The organism is Micromonospora sp. RTP1Z1 (assembly GCF_033804685.1).
Taxonomy (GTDB): domain Bacteria; phylum Actinomycetota; class Actinomycetes; order Mycobacteriales; family Micromonosporaceae; genus Micromonospora.
On sequence record NZ_JAPFQV010000019.1, the window covers coordinates 71,621 to 88,153 of the forward strand.

General features: G+C 73.6%; 17 protein-coding genes. 13 read left to right on the top strand and 4 right to left on the bottom strand.

Translation table 11 applies throughout. The features are described from left to right. Positions 1 to 9: 9 nt before the first annotated feature. A complete protein-coding gene (locus tag SLP03_RS12550) occupies positions 10 to 1,062 on the bottom strand; it encodes a helix-turn-helix transcriptional regulator (RefSeq protein ID WP_319460744.1) in 1,053 nt (350 codons plus the stop codon). A gap of 43 nt (positions 1,063 to 1,105) precedes the next feature. Here SLP03_RS12550 and SLP03_RS12555 point away from each other — a divergent pair, with 43 nt between their 5' ends. The 3 genes from SLP03_RS12555 to SLP03_RS12565 are packed head-to-tail and all read left to right on the top strand — an operon-like array spanning position 1,106 to position 2,569. Beyond that, positions 1,106 to 1,582, top strand: coding sequence for a hypothetical protein (locus SLP03_RS12555; RefSeq protein ID WP_319460745.1), 477 nt, complete (start codon positions 1,106 to 1,108; stop codon positions 1,580 to 1,582). Then, positions 1,582 to 2,037 carry a hypothetical protein gene (locus SLP03_RS12560; RefSeq protein WP_319460746.1) on the top strand — a complete coding sequence of 152 codons (456 nt, stop codon included), beginning with the start codon at positions 1,582 to 1,584 and terminating at the stop codon, positions 2,035 to 2,037. Before SLP03_RS12555 ends, SLP03_RS12560 begins: the two co-directional genes overlap by 1 nt. A 10-nt stretch (positions 2,038 to 2,047) precedes the next feature. Next, positions 2,048 to 2,569, top strand: coding sequence for a hypothetical protein (locus SLP03_RS12565; protein ID WP_319460747.1), 522 nt, complete (start codon positions 2,048 to 2,050; stop codon positions 2,567 to 2,569). On the opposite strand, the gene SLP03_RS12570 is transcribed toward SLP03_RS12565, so the two are convergent. Then, complete coding sequence (locus SLP03_RS12570) at positions 2,539 to 3,201, bottom strand: TetR/AcrR family transcriptional regulator (RefSeq protein WP_319460748.1); 663 nt, start codon at positions 3,199 to 3,201, stop codon at positions 2,539 to 2,541. The two genes, SLP03_RS12565 and SLP03_RS12570, sit on opposite strands and share 31 nt — an antisense overlap. Positions 3,202 to 3,315: 114 nt before the next feature. On the opposite strand from SLP03_RS12570, the gene SLP03_RS12575 reads away from it, so the two are divergent. Genes SLP03_RS12575 through SLP03_RS12585 form a run of 3 tightly spaced genes read left to right on the top strand, consistent with a single transcriptional unit; the run spans position 3,316 to position 6,684 of the window. Continuing rightward, entirely contained in the window at positions 3,316 to 4,848 is a 1,533-nt protein-coding gene (locus SLP03_RS12575; protein WP_319460749.1) for an NAD(P)/FAD-dependent oxidoreductase, read from the top strand. Positions 4,849 to 4,864: 16 nt separating this feature from the next. Then, complete coding sequence (locus SLP03_RS12580; protein ID WP_319460750.1) at positions 4,865 to 5,833, top strand: SDR family oxidoreductase; 969 nt, start codon at positions 4,865 to 4,867, stop codon at positions 5,831 to 5,833. Then, on the top strand, positions 5,830 to 6,684 hold the full coding sequence (locus SLP03_RS12585; protein ID WP_319460751.1) for an alpha/beta fold hydrolase: 855 nt from the start codon (positions 5,830 to 5,832) through the stop codon (positions 6,682 to 6,684). Before SLP03_RS12580 ends, SLP03_RS12585 begins: the two co-directional genes overlap by 4 nt. A gap of 44 nt (positions 6,685 to 6,728) precedes the next feature. Here SLP03_RS12585 and SLP03_RS12590 read toward each other — a convergent pair whose 3' ends face one another. Then, positions 6,729 to 7,898, bottom strand: a complete 1,170-nt coding sequence (locus SLP03_RS12590; RefSeq protein WP_319460752.1) for a low temperature requirement protein A — start codon at positions 7,896 to 7,898, stop codon at positions 6,729 to 6,731. 211 nt (positions 7,899 to 8,109) lie between these two features. Between SLP03_RS12590 and SLP03_RS12595 the strand changes: the two genes are divergently transcribed. The 3 genes from SLP03_RS12595 (at position 8,110) to SLP03_RS12605 (ending at position 11,245) form a co-directional block, all read left to right on the top strand. Beyond that, entirely contained in the window at positions 8,110 to 9,216 is a 1,107-nt protein-coding gene (locus SLP03_RS12595) for a CapA family protein (protein WP_319460753.1), read from the top strand. A 77-nt stretch (positions 9,217 to 9,293) separates the two neighbouring features. Next, positions 9,294 to 9,950, top strand: coding sequence for a GntR family transcriptional regulator (locus tag SLP03_RS12600; protein ID WP_319460754.1), 657 nt, complete (start codon positions 9,294 to 9,296; stop codon positions 9,948 to 9,950). Next, complete coding sequence (locus SLP03_RS12605; protein WP_319460755.1) at positions 9,947 to 11,245, top strand: MFS transporter; 1,299 nt, start codon at positions 9,947 to 9,949, stop codon at positions 11,243 to 11,245. The genes SLP03_RS12600 and SLP03_RS12605 overlap by 4 nt, the downstream gene beginning before the upstream one ends. A gap of 113 nt (positions 11,246 to 11,358) precedes the next feature. On the opposite strand, the gene SLP03_RS12610 is transcribed toward SLP03_RS12605, so the two are convergent. Further along, positions 11,359 to 11,775 carry a hypothetical protein gene (locus SLP03_RS12610; RefSeq protein WP_319460756.1) on the bottom strand — a complete coding sequence of 139 codons (417 nt, stop codon included), beginning with the start codon at positions 11,773 to 11,775 and terminating at the stop codon, positions 11,359 to 11,361. Positions 11,776 to 11,920: 145 nt separating this feature from the next. On the opposite strand from SLP03_RS12610, the gene SLP03_RS12615 reads away from it, so the two are divergent. The 4 genes from SLP03_RS12615 to SLP03_RS12630 all read left to right on the top strand — a co-directional run bounded on the left by SLP03_RS12615 (position 11,921) and on the right by SLP03_RS12630 (position 15,927). Continuing rightward, on the top strand, positions 11,921 to 13,009 hold the full coding sequence (locus tag SLP03_RS12615; protein WP_319460757.1) for an S-(hydroxymethyl)mycothiol dehydrogenase: 1,089 nt from the start codon (positions 11,921 to 11,923) through the stop codon (positions 13,007 to 13,009). Then, positions 13,006 to 13,635 carry an MBL fold metallo-hydrolase gene (locus tag SLP03_RS12620; protein ID WP_319460758.1) on the top strand — a complete coding sequence of 210 codons (630 nt, stop codon included), beginning with the start codon at positions 13,006 to 13,008 and terminating at the stop codon, positions 13,633 to 13,635. Before SLP03_RS12615 ends, SLP03_RS12620 begins: the two co-directional genes overlap by 4 nt. 103 nt (positions 13,636 to 13,738) lie before the next feature. Continuing rightward, complete coding sequence (locus SLP03_RS12625) at positions 13,739 to 14,857, top strand: DUF3626 domain-containing protein (protein ID WP_319460759.1); 1,119 nt, start codon at positions 13,739 to 13,741, stop codon at positions 14,855 to 14,857. Between the two features lie 305 nt (positions 14,858 to 15,162). Continuing rightward, entirely contained in the window at positions 15,163 to 15,927 is a 765-nt protein-coding gene (locus tag SLP03_RS12630) for a hypothetical protein (RefSeq protein WP_319460760.1), read from the top strand. Positions 15,928 to 16,533 lie beyond the last annotated feature (606 nt).

Below are 16,533 nucleotides of genomic sequence, written 5' to 3' on the forward strand. Positions count from 1 at the left end.
ACCGGCTGGTCAGTCCATGACCGATCCGCGGGGCGCGACCCGCGGATCAGCGGCCGCGGCGGGGACCGGCATACCGGCCACCGGGTGCGTCGGAGCGTACAGCGCGGCCAGCGCGGCGGCCGTCTCGGCGAGGCGGGCGCGCAGCTCGGTGGGGGAGAGCACCTCCACCTCGGCGCCGAGCCGGAGAAGGTCGCCGTGCGCGTGGGTGAGCGACTCGATCGGCACCATCGCCCGCACCCAGCCAGCGTCGTCCGGCGGCCCGGCGCTGCCGTCGACTGCGGCGACCACCGCGTCGCTGCAGATCTCCCGCAGCCGCTCCCGCCCGCGGGGGGAGAGCCGGATGGCCGCCTCGTCGCGGTGCAGCCGGGCCCGGAAGTCGACCACATGCGCCCGCCACCACCCGGGCAGGTCGAAGTCGGTGGGCCGGTCAAAGGGTTCGTCGAGCGAAGTCAGCGCCAGGATCTGGTTCACCCGGTAGGTGGCCGGGTCGGCCCGCTCCGGCCGGGCGGCCACCACGTACCAGCGGCCGCCCTTGAGCACCAGGCCGTACGGCTCCAGGGTGCGGGTCACCTCGCCGTTCCAGCTCCGGTAGCGGACCCGGATCCGGTGCTGCCGCCAGACCGCGTCGGCGGTGAGGGCCAGGTGGGGCGAGGGGTCGCCGTCGGAGTACCAGCCGGGGGTGTCCAGGTGGAAGCGCTCCTGGAGCCGGGCGGCCCGGTCGGCCAGCGGCGGCGGCAGCGCGGCCCGCAGTTTGAGCTGCAGGGTGGCGACGACCGACTCGTAGCCGAGCTCGGCGGCCGGCCCGGGCAGCCCGGCGAAGAGCAGCCGTTCCGCCTCCTCGGCGGTGAGCCCGGTCAGCCGGGTCCGCCAGCCGTCGACCAGCCGGTAGCCGCCGGCGTGCCCGGCCTCGCCGTACAGCGGGATCCCGGCGGCGTGCAGCGACTCGACGTCCCGGTAGATGGTCCGGACGGACACCTCCAGCCGCTGCGCCAGCTCGGCGGCGGTGAGCCGGCCGTGGGTCTGGAGCAGCAGCAGGACGGAGAGCAGCCGACTGGCGCGCATCTGCTGACAGTAGCTGTCAGGGGAACTGTTCTACCGTCCCGGCATGGCTTTTCGCGACAAGGAGTTGACCGTGCCGGGAACCGCCGAGTTCTCCGGCCGGCACGTCAAGCGTTACCACATCGACCAGCCCGACCGCCGCCTCGAACCGGAGGTGGTGGAGGCCGCGTACGCCTTCCTGCCCCGGCTGCTGCCCGAGCCCGACGGCGGCACGCCACCGGCGAGCTGGGTGGTGCTGCACCGGGGTGCGGACAGCGGCGCGTACCTGCTGGCGTACAGCTGGTTCTGGGACAACGTGGTGGAGTGCCGGATCGCGGTCGCCGGCCAGGCCGCCCTGGACTGCCCGGACGACGACCCGGCGCACTTCGTGCCGATGCCACGCCCGGGCGTGGGCTGCGTCTGGGAGTTGGGCGTGCTGGAGCACGAGCGGGCCGCCTGGGTCCGCCACGTCCTCGCCCCCGACCGGCCGGATCTGGCCGGCTACCTGGGCGACACCCGCACCGCGGGGCCGGTGGGATTCTGATGGGCGACTTCGACTTCCTGGCCGGGACCTGGGACGTGACCAACCATCGCCTGATGAAGCGGCACGTCGGTAGCGACGAGTGGGACGAATTCCCGGCCACCTCGGTGGCGCACCGGTTCTTCGACGGCGCAGGCAGCTTCGACGAGATGCGCTGCCCCACCCGGGGCTTCTCCGGCTCGACCGTGCGGATCCTCGACCCGGCGACCGGGCTCTGGTCGATCTACTGGATGCACAGCCGGCGGGGGATCCTGGAGCTGCCGCCGGTGGTCGGCCGGTTCGCCGACGGGGTGGGCACCTTCTTCGCCGACGATACCGACGAGGGGCGGCCGGTCCGCTGCCGGTTCATCTGGTCCCGGATCACGCCCACTTCCTGCCGTTGGGAACAGGCGTTTTCCACGGACGGCGAGCGGACGTGGGAGACAAACTGGATCATGGACTTTGCCCGCACGGTCTAGAGTGACGCCCGTGCGGCGATGGAGACGGGTCGATCCTTGGGGGCTGCGGCAGGCGGTCCTCGGGCTAATGGTGCTCGTGGGCGCCGTGGTGGCACTGACCTTGGTCGTGGCCCTGCTGCGCGAGCTGGGCGACGGCCATCTGTTGACTGCGGGGGGCCTACTCCTCCCGGTCGCCTTTGTGGCGGTGTGGCTCACCTTCGTGGTCCGGCTGTATCTGGCCGGCGTCTACCGCGACGAGCGGGGGCTGCTGCTGCGGTACATCTTCCGCTCCCGGCTCCTGCCGTGGTCGGAGGTGACGGGTTTCGACGTGCGGCCGACGTGGCTGTTCGGCGGGCCTACCCGCCAGCGGGGAGCCTGGGTGCTGACCCGTGACGGAGCCGTGGAGACGCCGGTGCGGCTGCACGCGCCGGTGCGCAGCCTGGAGAAGCGGGCCGGGCCGGTGCTGTCCGCCACCGACTTCAACCTGATGCTGAACCGGCTGGGCCGGGCGCACGCGGCCGCTCAGGCCTGCGGCGGGGTCACCGTGCGGTAGATCGCGGTCAGCCAGACGTCGAGCAGGACGTCGACCACGTCCCGCTCGGCCACGGCCGGGCCGTCGCCCGCGAAGGTGGCGTACCAGACCCGTTCGTTCATGGAGTTCAGCGCGATGGCGAGGTCCCGGGCGGGCAGTCCGTCCGGGGCCGCGCCGCGCCGGCGTTCCCCCTCGATGGCGGTCTCGACCGCGTGCACCCAGCGCTCCAGCACGACGGCCCAGAGCTGGCGCACCTCGGCGTTGGTGCCGCGCACCTGCGCGCAGGCCAGCACGAGCGCGCGGTGGCCGCCGAAGGTGGCGTGGAACCGGCCGATCAGCTCCCGCCAGCGGGCCCGGGGGTCCTCGGCGAGGCGGTCCAGCACGTCGCCCGCGGCGGCGTCCGCCTCCTCGATGACCCGGTCGAGCAGGGTGAGCAGCACCGCGTCCTTGGACCGGAAGTAGAAGTAGAACGTCGGCCGGGAGATGCCGGCGCCCCGAGCCAGGTCGTCGATGGAGATGTCGCCGAAGGCACGCTCCGCCAGCAGCCGCTCGGCGGTGGCGAGGATGGCCAGCTCCCGGTCGTCGCCCGTCGAGCGGCCCGGTCGCCGCCCGCGCGTCGGCGCGGCTCCGGTGGGCGTACGGGCGGTGGTCATGACGGTTGATGCTACACCCGCTCAACACCCTGTCGATTCCACTCGACAGGGTGTTGACTGGCGTCGGCGGCGGTGGATAGTGTCCGGTCCACTGCCCCGCGAACGGGAGATGCCATGCACTCCGACCACGTCGACGTTCTCATCGTCGGTGCCGGGCTCTCCGGCATCGGCGCAGCCGTGCACCTGCGACGCAACTATCCGGAGAAGACCTACGCCGTGCTCGAGGCCCGCGGGGCGATCGGCGGCACCTGGGACCTGTTCCGCTACCCGGGCATCCGCTCGGACTCCGACATGTACACCCTCGGCTATTCCTTCAAGCCGTGGACGAACCCGAAGGCGATCGCCGACGGCGACTCGATCCGCGCGTACGTCCGGGACACCGCCCGCGAGTACGGCGTCGAGCAGCACATCCGCTTCCACCACCGGGTGGTCCACGCCGAGTGGGACAGCTCCCGCGCCCGTTGGACCGTGCAGGCCCGCCGCGACGACACCGGCGAGGAGGTCGTGCTCACCTGCGCCTTCCTCTTCACCTGCTCCGGCTACTACCGCTACGACGAGGGCTACACCCCGGACTTCCCCGGCGTCGAGCGGTACGCCGGCCGGCTCGTGCACCCGCAGCACTGGCCCGAGGACCTGGACTACACCGGCAAGCGGGTGGTGGTGATCGGCAGCGGCGCCACCGCGGTCACCCTGGTGCCGGCGATGGCCGAGCGGGCCGCCCACGTCACCATGCTGCAACGCTCACCGACGTACGTCATCTCGCTGCCCTCCCACGACGTGCTGGCCGACGCGCTGCGGCGCTGGCTCCCCCCGAAGGCCGCGTATCCGGTGGTGCGCTGGAAGAACGTGCTGCTCGGGGTGGCAAACTTCCAGCTCAGCCGGCGCGCCCCTCGACTGATCAAGAAGCTCCTGCGCCGCGCCGCCAAGGGCCGCCTGCCGGTCGGCTACGACATCGATCGGCACTTCTCACCCCGGTACAACCCCTGGGACCAGCGGCTCTGCGTCGTCCCGGACGGCGACCTGTTCGACTCCGTCAAGGCCGGCCGGGCGGCGTTGGCGACCGACACCATCGACACCTTCACGGAACACGGCATCCGGCTCGCCTCCGGCGAGGAACTGCCCGCCGACATCGTGGTCACCGCCACCGGCCTCAACCTGCTGGCCCTCGGCGGCATGACCATGGCCGTGGACGGGCAGGAGATCGACCTCGCGGAGACCGTCGCGTACAAGGGCATGATGCTCTCCGGCGTGCCGAACTTCGCCATGACGATCGGCTACACCAACGCCTCCTGGACGCTCAAGGCCGACCTTGTCGCCACGTACGTCTGCCGACTGCTGCGCCACCTCGACGCCACCGGCCAGCAGATCGTCACCCCGATCGCCCCGGCCTCCGGCGAGCTGGAGCCGATCATCGACCTGAAGTCCGGGTACGTGCTGCGCGCCGTCGACCAGTTGCCCAAGCAGGGGCCGGTGGCGCCCTGGCGGCTGCACCAGAACTACCCCTGCGACGTGCTGCTGATGCGGCACGGCCGGCTCACCGACGAGGGCGTCCGCTTCACCCGCGCCGGCACGCCGACGGGGGACTCCCCGGCCGGGCCGGCCGCCGACCCTGCCGTGGACATGCCCGCCGACACCCCCGTCGCCTGACCGAGAGGAGCACCGGATGCGTGACTTCGTCTTCCCCGGCGGCACCGCCGTCGTCACCGGCGCGGCAAGCGGCATCGGCGAGGCACTGGCGCACGCCCTCGCGCGGCGCGGCGCCGACCTGGTCCTGCTCGACCGGGACGCCGAACGGCTCGACGCGGTGGTCGCCGCGATCCGCGCCGCCCACCCCGACCGGCGGATCGACACCCACCTGGTCGACCTCGCCGACGCCGACGCGACCGACCGGGCGGCCGCGGAGATCCGCCGGGCGCACCCGCGGATCCGGCTGCTGGTCAACAACGCCGGCGTCGCGCTGGGCGGCCGGTTCGACCAGGTCACCCTGGACGAGTTCCTCTGGGTCGTCGACATCAACTTCCGGGCCGTGGTCCGGCTGACCCACACGCTGCTGCCCGCGCTCAAGGCCGAGCCGGGCGCCCACCTGGTCAACGTCTCCAGCCTCTTCGGGCTGATCGCCCCCGCCGGGCAGGCCGCCTACTCGGCCAGCAAGTTCGCCGTCCGCGGCTTCACCGAGGCGCTGCGGCACGAGCTGGCCGACGACGGCGTCGGGGTCACCTCGGTGCACCCGGGCGGCATCCGGACCCGGATCGCGCAGAGCGCCCGGGTGGGCAGCGGCGTCTCCCGGGAGGAGTACGAGGCCGGCCGCAGACAGTTCGAGAAGCTGCTCTCCATCGACCCGGCGAAGGCCGCCGAGGTGATCCTGCGCGGGGTGGAACGCCGCCGCGGGCGGGTACTGATCGGCTGGTCGGCGAAGCTGCCCGACCTGCTGGCCCGGCTCGCCCCCGCCTCCTACCACCGGGTCCTGGCCGCCGGCCTCAACCGGAGCGCGGGCGGCCCCGCGGCCCGGCCGACGTCCCGGCTGGAGCCCGCCCCGGCGCCCGCGCCCGCCCCGGCGGCGGACCCATCGTCCGCGCCCCGGCCGGCGGTCGACCCGCTGACCCCCGAGGCCACCCCAGGGCAGCCGGCATGACCGTCTCCCTGCCGCCCGCCGACGAACTGACGGTCGCCGGGCGGCGGATGCGCTGCCGGATCTCCGGCGCCGGGCCGGCCGTGGTGCTGCTGCATGGCATCGGGCGCACCCTCGACGACTTCACCGCCCAGCATGAGCTGCTGGCCGCCGACCACCGGGTGGTCAGCGTCGACCTGCCCGGCCACGGCGGCTCCGCGCCGCTGGACGCCCCGCACACCCTGCCGGCGCTCGCCGCGGCCGTCGCGGGCTTCCTCGACGCGGCCGGGGTCGACCGGCCGGCGCACCTGGTCGGCAACTCCCTCGGCGGGGCGGTGGCGATGCGGCTGGCCGCCGACGAGCCGTCCCGGGCGGCCAGCCTGGCGCTGGTCAACAGCGCCGGGTTCGGCCAGGAGGTGACCGTCGCGCTGCGACTGCTCGCCCTGCGCCCGCTCGGCCGGCTGCTGCTGCGCCCCCACCCGGCCATCGCCCGCCGCACCGAGCTGGCGATCTTCCGCGACCCGGCGTACGCCACCGATGAGCGGATCGCGACCGCGCTCGCGGTGGCCCGGCAGCCGCACGCCGCCCGGGTGATGCTGGAACTGGTCAGCAGCCTCGGCACCTGGCGGGGCGTACGTCCACAGTGGCGGGGCGAGCTGCTCGACGCGGTCGCCGCGCTCGACGTCCCCACGCTGGTGGTCTGGGGCGACCGGGACCTGATCCTCCCCGCCACCCACCTGACCGCCGCCCGGTCCCGGCTGCCCCGGGCGCGGACGCACCTGTTCGCCGACACCGGGCACATGCCGCAGATCGAGCGGGCCGAGGAGTTCCACGCGCTGCTCCGCGAGTTCTGGGCGGACGTCGACCGACCCTGACCCGCTCACGGGCGGGGCACCGCCGCGCGAGTCTGCCCGCTCGGTCAGGCGGTGCCGTCGGCCGCCCCGTGGTGCCGCAGCACGAGCGTCACCGCCACCAGGGCGAACAGCAGGCCGGCGAGCACCGGCACCGGCGCCGGCAGCCACGGCGTGACCAGGGCCAGCACGGCCGCGACCGGGAACAGCACCAGACCGAAACGCCGCTTCCAGCGCAGGTGCAGGGTCCAGAGGACGAGCAGGTACACCGCGACGGGTACCGCCACGGCATACCCGGCGGTCCGGCCGGAGACGTGGGCGACGTGCAGGTCGTGGTCGACCGCGGTGGCGAGGCCGGCGCCCACCGCGGCGATCGCGGCGAAGATCAGGTAGTGGCCGTAGCCCCAGAACAACGCGCCGCGCAGGGAGCCGGGCGGCAGCTGGCCCGGCCGGTCGAAGTAGAGCCACCAGAGCGCGAAGACGATCATCGCTCCGGCCGCGGCGAGCAACCACAGCTTCGGGTTCCCGGCGTCCACCCCGCTCTGGATCGCCACCGAGATGGACAGGATCGCCTCACCGAGCACGATCAGGGTGAACAGCTGGTACCGCTCGGCGATGTGGTGCGGATGCCAGCTGGTCTTCCCGAGCCGCTCGGCCACCACCGGCACGAGCACGTCGGCGAGGGCCAGCACGAAGTAGGCCGGCAGGGCCAACCCGGCGGGCAGGGCGAGCCGCAGCAGCCAGCCCAGCTGCACGACGAAGACACCCGCCGCGTAGGTCGTTGCGGTCGACCGCCGCTCCGGGTTGCCGGCCGCCGCGCGCAGCCAGTTGACGATCGCGGCGAGCCGCATCACCACGTAGCCGTAGGTGATGGTGGTGAAGTCCGCGTCGGTGAACGCCCGTGGCACGCCGGCGGCGAGGATCAGCGCCCCGGCGATCTGCACCAGGATGGTGAGTCGGTAGACGTCGTCGTCGGTGTCGTAGGCGGAGGCCAACCAGGTGAAGTTCATCCAGGCCCACCAGATCGCGAAGAACACCATCAGGTAGCTGCTGACCGCGTGCCCGAGGTGGTTCTCCGCCAGGTCGTGATGCAGGCTGCCGGACGCCTGGGCCACCGCCACCACGAAGCAGAGGTCGAAGAAGAGCTCCAACGGCGTGGTGACCCGGTGCTCCTCGTCGGGCCGGCGGGCCCGCATCGGCCGGTACCAGGAGCGGACGTGTGTGGTGCTGGTGGTCACGAGAGTGCTCCTCACCGCGGGCCCGCCAGGTGCGCCCACACGATATCCGGGCCGACGGCCCCGATCGCGGAACCGGCAAGCCCGGCGGCGGGGCGGCGGGGCGGCTGGCGCGGTGACGTCGGCCGCCGGCACCGACCGGCACTCGACCGGGCTCGCGCAATTCCCGGGTCCGAGCAGGTGCGGGACCTGGCCGGGCGGGGAAGACGAACCCGTGGCCGAGGTGACCCTGCTGCTCGCCGGCGACGTGATGACCGGTCGCGGCGTCGACCAGATCCTGCCCCGGCCGGGCCCGCCCGGGCTGCGGGAGGAGGCGGTCACCGACGCCCGTCGCTACGTCGAGCTGGCCGAGTCCGTCGCCGGCCCGGTCCCGCGGCCGGTCCCGCCGGAGTGGCCGTGGGGCGCGGCGCTGCGCCTCCTCGACGAGCTGTGCCCGGACGTGCGGATCGTCAACCTGGAGACGGCGGTGACCAGGCGCGGCGAGTACGCCCCGGGCAAGGGCATCCACTACCGGATGCACCCGGACAACCTCGCCTGCCTCACCGCGGCCCGGCTCGACGTCTGCGCGCTGGCCAACAACCACGTCCTCGACTTCGGCGCGGAGGGGCTCACCGACACCCTGGACGGCCTGCGGCGGGCCGGGATCACGCCGGCCGGCGCGGGCCGGGACGAGGACGAGGCGTGGCGGCCCGCGCGGGTGCCCCTCGACGGCGGCCGGCGGCTGCTGGTCTGGTCGGTGGGCGCCCCGTCCAGCGGCATCCCGCCGCAGTGGGGGGCGACCGGCGGGCGACCCGGCGTGGCGTACCTGCCCGAGGTGTCCGAGGCGACGGCCGGGGCGCTCGCCGACCGGATCGGCCGGGAGGCGGGGCCGACGGACCTGGTGGTGGTCTCCGTGCATTGGGGGTCGAACTGGGGCTACCAGGTGCCGGACGAGCACGTGCAGTTCGCGCACCGGCTCGTGGAGTCGGGCGTGCACCTGATCCACGGGCACTCGTCGCACCACCCCCGCCCGGTCGAGCGGTACCGGGGCCGGCTCGTGCTGTACGGCTGCGGCGACCTGATCGACGACTACGAGGGGATCGGCGGGGAGGAGGCGTACCGGCCGGAGTTGCGGCTGCTGCACCTGGCCACCCTGGACGCCGGCACCGGTGAGCTGCGCCGGTTGCGGCTCGCCCCGGTGCGGATGCGCCGCATGCGACTGGAGCCGGCGGGGCCGGAGGAGGCCCGCTGGCTGGCCGAGCTGCTGGACGGGCTGGGCGCGCCGTACCGGACCCGGTTCGTCCTCGGCGACGACGGCCTCGTCACGCTGCGACCCGGCTGACGCGGCGGCGCGTGGCGTGGGCCACCTTCGGGCGCCCGGCGTCACGGTCACGCCCGACTGGGACGCATCATAGATACATGACGCATCCCACGGCCTCGTCGACCGTGCCGTCCGCCGCCGAGCGGGCCTATCGGCACCTGAAGCGCGCCATCCTGGAGCAGGTCTACCCGGGTGGATCGCTGATCAGCGAGGGCGAGATCGCCGAGGCCGCCGGGGTCTCCCGCACCCCGGTCCGGGAGGCGCTGCTCCGCCTGGAGACCGAGGGGCTGGTCGCCCTCTACCCCAAGCGCGGCGCGCTGATCCGGCCGGTGTCCGCCCGCGAGATCGCCGACGTCATCGAGGCCCGCCGGCTGGTCGAGCTACACGCCGCGGAGCGGGTGTGGCCGCGCCGCGCCGAGCTGAAGGCCGACCTGTCCCGCTGGCTCACCGAGATGCGTCAGGCGCACGCGGCCGGCGACGTGACCGCGTTGATGGCCGCCGACCGGGCCTTCCACGCCACCGTCGTCGAGGCCGCCGGCAACGAGATCCTCGCCGAGCTGTACCACCGGCTGCGCGACCGGCAGCTGCGCATGGGCGAGGCCAGCTTCCGGCTCTCGCCCGGCTGGGCCGAGGTGGTCCTCGCCGAGCACGCCGGCCAGCTCGCCGCCCTCGACGGCGAGGACCCGAAGGCCTGGCTCGACGCCGTGGGCGCGCACATCGACAACGCCGCGACCGTGCTGCGGACGCTGCGGTGAGAGCCGCCGCCGCGCGCCGCCCCGCCGTCCTGGTCTACGCGGTCGCGCTCACCGCGTACGTGGCCGCGGTGTTCCACCGCAGCTCGCTCGGCGTGACCGGGGTGGATGCGGCGGACCGCTTCCACATCAACGCCTCCGCGCTGGCCACCTTCACCGTCGCCCAGCTCGGCGTGTACGCGGCCATGCAGGTGCCGGTCGGGGTGCTGCTCGACCGGTTCGGCTCCCGCCGGCTGCTGCTGGCCGGTGGCGCGCTGATGGTGGCCGGGCAGCTCTGCTTCGCCGTCGCCACCGACGTCCGGCTCGCCGTCGCCGCCCGGGTCCTGGTCGGCCTCGGCGACGCGATGACCTTCATCAGCGTGCTGCGGATCGTGGCGTTCTGGTTCCCCGGCCGGCGCAACCCGCTGCTGGTGCAGCTCACCGGCACCGTCGGGCAGCTCGGGGCGGTCCTCGGCGCCGTGCCCCTGGTGGCGCTGCTGCACCACGCCGGCTGGACCCCCGCCTTCATCACCGCGGCCGCGTTCGGCGCGACCGTGCTGCTGCTGGTGCTCGTGGCGGTACGGGACACCCCGCACGCCGAGCACGCCGCCGCCGCCGTCGCCCCGGACCTGGCGACCGTACGCCGGCAGCTCGCCGCCGCCTGGGCCCACCCGGGCACCCGGCTCGGCCTGTGGACCCACTTCGTCACCCAGTTCTCCGGCTCGGTCTTCGCGCTGCTCTGGGGCTACCCGTTCCTGGTGCAGGGTCAGGGCCTCTCACCCACCGCCGCCGCCTCCCTGCTCACCCTGATGACCGTCGCGACCCTGGTCTGCGGTCCGGTCATCGCGCACCTGTGCGCCCGGCACCCGTTCCGCCGCTCGGTCGTGGTCTTCGCCATCACCGCGGTCACCGCCGCAGTCTGGGCCGTGGTGCTCGCGTGGCCGGGACGCGCGCCGCACTTGCTGCTGGTCACCCTGGTGGTCGTCCTCGCGGTCAACGGACCCGGCTCGGTCATCGGCTTCGACTACGCGCGCACGTTCAATCCGGTGCACCGCATCGGCAGCGCCACCGGGATCGTCAACGTGGGCGGCTTCGTCGCCTCGATCGCCCTGGTGCTGGCCGTCGGCGTGGTCCTCGACCTGGCCACCCCCGCCGGGCGGTCCACCCCGCCGCTGGACGCGTTCCGCTGGGCGTTCGCCGTGCAGTACCTGCTCTGGGGCCTCGGCGCGGTGCAGGTACTGCGCTACCGCAACGCCGCCCGGCGCCGGTACGCCGCCGAACGGGCCGGGGTGTCGGTGCCGGTGCCGGTGGTCGCCTGACCGGCGTACCCGGCCGGGCGGTCCGGTCCCGCCCGGCTGCGTCGACGGCCGCCTCCGCTGCCGCCGGCGAGGCAACCGGCCAGCGCCCGGTGGACGGCAAGGGCGGCGCCCGGTCAGGGGCGACGCCGGTGGGTCAGTGAGTCCAGGACCAGGGTGAGCCCGGCGCCGACCAGCCAGACGTCCTTGGCCAGGCCGATGCCCGCCTGGGTCGGCTTCAGGCTGTGCGGCTCCCGCATCCCCGGCGTCTTCAGGTAGAGCTGGACCAGCCCGGCGCCGAACGCGGCCAGCCCCAGCCCGGCCAGCAGCGAGGGCACGAACGGGGCGAGCAGGGCGGCGCCCAGGGCGATCTCGCCCCGGGACAGCAGCTTGGCGAACCGGTCCGCCGGCAGCTGCCTGAGCTGCGGGATCGCGCCGACGGCCATGCCGTGCACCGCCGTGGCGGCCTCGCCCTCCAGCGTCCGCTTGCCGAGACCGGAATTCAGGATGAACGCCCCCGTGCTGAGCCGCAGCGGCGCATGCGTCAGCTTCATGATCACTCCCGTCGGTGCCGGAGAACCGTGCCCCCGCGTACCCGGCGTCGGTCCGGATAACCCGCCGCGTTCCGCTGGGCCGGCGGCCGTGGGCGGCGGTAGGTTCGCGGGGAAGCATGATCGCGAGCGCAGGCTGGAGGAGACCGTGAGCCAGGAAGTCCGGGGAGTCGTGTCGCGGAGCAAGGGCGCGCCGGTGGAGGTCACCACGATCGTGGTGCCGGACCCGGGGCCTGGTGAGGCGGTCGTCCGTGTCCAGTCCTGCGGGGTCTGCCACACCGACCTGCACTACCGCGAGGGCGGCATCAACGACGAGTACCCGTTCCTGCTCGGCCACGAGGCGGCCGGCATCGTCGAGCAGGTGGGGGAGGGGGTCACCGGGGTGGCCCCCGGCGACTTCGTGGTGCTCAACTGGCGCGCGGTCTGCGGGGTGTGCCGGGCCTGCCGCCGCGGCCGCCCCTGGTACTGCTTCAACACCCACAACGCGGCCCGGAAGATGACGCTCACCGACGGCACCGAGCTGTCGCCCGCGCTGGGCATCGGCGCCTTCGCCGAGAAGACCCTCGTCCACGCCGGGCAGTGCACCAAGGTCGACCCGGCGGCCCGGCCGGCCGCGGTGGGCCTGCTCGGCTGCGGGGTGATGGCGGGTCTCGGCGCGGCGATGAACACCGGCCACGTCACCCGGGGCGACTCGGTCGCGGTGATCGGCTGCGGCGGCGTCGGGGACGCCGCGGTCGCCGGTGCGGCGCTGGCCGGCGCGACGAAGATCATCGCGGTGGACACCGACTCCCGCAAGCTCGAATGGGCGCGGAAGTTCGGCGCCACGCACACCGTCAACGCCTCCGAGGACGACCCGGTCAAGGCGATCCGCGCGGCCACCGGCGGGTTCGGCGCCGACGTGGTGATCGACGCGGTCGGTCGCCCGGAGACCTGGAAGCAGGCCTTCTACGCCCGCGACCTGGCCGGGACGGTGGTGCTGGTCGGCGTGCCGACCCCGGAGATGAAGGTCGAGCTGCCGCTGCTGGACATCTTCGGCCGCGGCGGCGCCCTGAAGTCCAGTTGGTACGGCGACTGCCTGCCCAGCCGGGACTTCCCCGCGCTCACCGAGCTCTACCTGCAGGGGCGCCTCGACCTGGACGCCTTCGTCACCGAGGAGATCGCCCTGGACCAGGTCGAGGAGGCGTTCACCCGGATGCACCACGGCGACGTGCTGCGCTCGGTGGTGGTCTTCCCGTGACCGCCCAGGTCGACCACACGGTCACCTCCGGCACGTTCTCCCTCGACGGGCAGACCTTCGACGTGGACAACAACGTCTGGGTGGTCGGCGACGACGCCGAGTGCGTCGTCGTCGACGCGCCGCACGACGTGGCGGCCATCCTGCGGGTCGTCGGCGACCGCCGGGTGGTCGCCGTCCTGGCCACCCACGCCCACGACGACCACGTACGCGTGGCGCCGGAGCTCGCCCGGGCCACCGGCGCGCCGGTGCTGCTGCACCCGGCCGACCGGGTGCTCTGGGACATGGTGCACCCCGACATGCCGCCCGGGGGCGAGCTGGTCGAGGGCGACACCGTGGAGGTGGCCGGCACCGCCCTGCAGGTGCTGCACACCCCCGGTCACAGCCCCGGCGCGTGCAGCTTCCACGCCCCGGCCCTCGGCGTGGTGTTCACCGGCGACACCCTCTTCGCCGGCGGGCCGGGTGCCACCGGCCGCTCCCACAGCGACTTCGGCACCATCGTCGAGTCAATCCGGACCAGGCTGCTCACCCTGCCACCGGAGACCGTCGTGCACACCGGTCACGGCGACAGCACCACGATCGGTGCCGAGGCGCCTCACCTGGGCGAATGGCTGGCCCGGGGGCACTGACCTCGACGGCTTCGGCACCGACCGCGACGCCTGACCGCGTTCGGTGCGCCCGAGCGGCCGGAATTGAGGTGCGCCCGGCGGGGACCCTGTCGATACTCGGGCGATGTCCGTCCCCGCGCAGGCTGATCAACGTCCGCTTACGCCGGCGCAGGCCGCCGCCCTGCGGCACGTCCGGCAGATCGCCCTGCATGACCGGCCGCCCGCGCTGGCCGTCATCGCCCGGCACCTGGCCGGTTCCGGCGCCGCGTACCGGCCGGAGGACATGATCGCCGCGGTCGCCGCGCACGGCCGGCTGACGCTGAACTTCCACCCGGACCGCCTGCTGCGGGACGGCCGTACGGTCGCGACCGCCCTCGATGAGGAGGGCGTCTACCGCAGCCAGTTCGAGACGGGCATCTCCAACGGTGGCCTGACCGCCTTTCCCGGTGGGGACCGGGACCGCTGGGAGGAGACCCTGTTCGGCGGGGCGTACCAGAGCGACGACGTACGCCCCGCGGATCGCCCGAGGTACGGCGGCCTCAACCTGCTGGACCACCCGGACGGCGCCTGCCCCCGGTTCGGTTCGTGCCACCTGCGGTTGCGTCCCGAGGTCCTCGGCCGGGCCACCCTCTGCCTCGGGGACAGCCATCTCGGCCCGAAGGAGCTGGGCACCGTCGACGTCTTCGAGCCGGTGCTCGCGGCGCTTCTGGAGACCACCGCCGGGACCGGCGTCAGCCTCGGGGTGGCGGGCATGGACACCGGCACGCTGCTGCGTACCTTGGTGCGGCGCCGGGAGCGGGAGTCGGCCCGCCCGGGGGCCCCGGGGCGGGCGCTCGACGACTACGTCGAGGCGCAGGTCCACGGCGAGCTGAGCCTCGCGAGGGACGTGGAGGCGCTGGTGGTTGACCCGTCGTTCCGGGACACCGACGCGGGACGGACGCTGGCGGGTATCGCCCGCCGCCACGGATTCCCGCTGGTCTGGCACACCGGTTTCGAGTTGCCGGTGGACGGGATCGACCCGGAGTTCCGGGGGCCGGCCATCCCACCGCTGGCCGCCCGCGTGCACGCGGAGTTCGCCCGGCCGGCGGAGCCGGTGCACGCCGCCCTGATCGGCCGGGCCGCCGCGTCGGTCGTCGCGGAGCCCGGGCGGTGGGCCGACCGCGGCCCGACCGAGGTCACGCTCCAGCACCTCAAGCAGCTCTGGCACGTCCTCGTCCGGTTCGGTACCCCGGCCAGTCGCTGACCGGGTCGCACGACGGACCGGAGTATCCGGCTTTCCCGCTCGGCCGCAGGGCGCAGTGCCCGGCCTGTCCGTCGCGGTGCGCCCAGGTGTTTCGTGCCCGTGGGTACCGATGCCCGTCAGCTTGTCCGAAACCCGTCGTGACCTGGTTCGTGGCCTCTCCCGCACCCCGCTATTTCCGGAATGACCGACACGCGTAGCTGGTTGTGTCCCCCGTAGCGCCGGACCACAAACCCGTACCGGCCGGTAGTTCCCCCGAGGGGCGCTCACCCGGGAGCGCGTCGTAACGATCGAAAGGGGCAACCTCCGTGAAGCAGGACTTCACTCGATGGCTCCCCGCCATCGCACAGACGAAGCAGCACTTCACTCGGTGGCTCCCCGCCATCGCGGAGACAACCCAGAGCAAGATCAGGAAGGTCCCGCAGGGCAAGGCCGCGCTGAGCATCGCGGGCGTGGCCGCCATCGGCGCCCTGGCGTTCGGCCCCACCGCCATCGCCGCGCCGCCGGTGACCGGCGGACCCCATGCGGGCGCAGTGGCTGCCATCGACCTGGCCACCGGCAAGAAGACCGAAACCGTCGAGCCCGCGCAGACCACCGGCGCCGACAAGGTCAACCAGCCGGCCTCTGAGAAGCCGAGCCGGGACAAGCTCATCCCGCACGGCGTCGAGGGCGCCCAGTCGCGCGTCCCGCTCGACGACGCGCAGATCGCCAACGCCAAGGAAATCGTCAAGGCCGCCAAGGACACCGGTGTGGGGGAGCGGGGCGCCGTCATCGGCGTGGCCACCTCGCTGCAGGAGTCGAAGCTGTACAACCTCGGCCACCTCGGCGCGTACAACGACCACGACTCGCAGGGCCTGTTCCAGCAGCGTCCCTCGTCCGGTTGGGGTACGCCCGAGCAGGTCACCGACCCGGACTACTCCGCCAAGGCCTTCTTCGGCGCGCTGAAGAACGTCGGAGAGTGGCAGCAACTGCCGCTGACCGCGGCGGCGCAGACCGTGCAGGTGTCCGCCTTCCCGTACGCGTACGCGCAGTGGGAGGAGCAGGCGGCGGACATCGTGCAGCAGCTCTGGTGAGCTGAGCTTTCCTCGACCGGCCGGTCCCCCTACCTGGGGGCTGGCCGGTCGTTCCGTTCTGTGCCTTTCGGTTCGTGGGTGGTTGCGGTGGGGGTGTGGCCCGCCGTGCCCGGCTCCGGGCGGTCAGGCTTGATCCCTGCGCCGGTCACGGCACCCCGGTCGTGGGCGGGGTCCGCCGGGGTGTCTGGTGGGTGTGGTTGCCGCCGGGTCGGGTCTCTGGTGTCGGTTGTCCGGTTTCGGGGTGACGGGGTCGGGTGGTGTGGTGCCGGATGTCGGGTTCGGGGTGTGACCGGTGGCATGCTGGCGGCGGAATGGTGGGGGGCCGGGGGTCGTTACATATCACGTACGACCGAGTACCTGGCCCGCTCGACGGGCTGGTGGACGGGCCCCGGAATGATGGCGGGCCGGCGGTCGTTACACATGGTCCCGGCGCCGTGAAGAGGCCCCCGCCCCGCGGTTGACATCGGGCAGAGACTTTCCCCCCTTGAAACTTTGGGCGCCTGACGGTGCTTGTGTCCTGCTGACCCCCGTCGGCGGTGACGCCAACCCCCGAATGGAGCTTCGTGATGAACTCGATTCTGCGTAAGAGCGTGCTGGGTGTTGCTG

Excerpts from the sequence above, each read along its gene's own strand:
- SLP03_RS12550 (WP_319460744.1), bottom strand. The coding sequence starts at position 1,062 with ATGCGCGCCAGTCGGCTGCTCTCCGTCCTGCTGCTGCTCCAGACCCAC.
- SLP03_RS12555 (WP_319460745.1), top strand. The coding sequence starts at position 1,106 with ATGGCTTTTCGCGACAAGGAGTTGACCGTGCCGGGAACCGCCGAGTTC.
- SLP03_RS12560 (WP_319460746.1), top strand. The coding sequence starts at position 1,582 with ATGGGCGACTTCGACTTCCTGGCCGGGACCTGGGACGTGACCAACCAT.
- SLP03_RS12570 (WP_319460748.1), bottom strand. The coding sequence starts at position 3,201 with ATGACCACCGCCCGTACGCCCACCGGAGCCGCGCCGACGCGCGGGCGG.
- SLP03_RS12575 (WP_319460749.1), top strand. The coding sequence starts at position 3,316 with ATGCACTCCGACCACGTCGACGTTCTCATCGTCGGTGCCGGGCTCTCC.
- SLP03_RS12580 (WP_319460750.1), top strand. The coding sequence starts at position 4,865 with ATGCGTGACTTCGTCTTCCCCGGCGGCACCGCCGTCGTCACCGGCGCG.
- SLP03_RS12585 (WP_319460751.1), top strand. The coding sequence starts at position 5,830 with ATGACCGTCTCCCTGCCGCCCGCCGACGAACTGACGGTCGCCGGGCGG.
- SLP03_RS12600 (WP_319460754.1), top strand. The coding sequence starts at position 9,294 with ATGACGCATCCCACGGCCTCGTCGACCGTGCCGTCCGCCGCCGAGCGG.
- SLP03_RS12610 (WP_319460756.1), bottom strand. The coding sequence starts at position 11,775 with ATGAAGCTGACGCATGCGCCGCTGCGGCTCAGCACGGGGGCGTTCATC.
- SLP03_RS12625 (WP_319460759.1), top strand. The coding sequence starts at position 13,739 with ATGTCCGTCCCCGCGCAGGCTGATCAACGTCCGCTTACGCCGGCGCAG.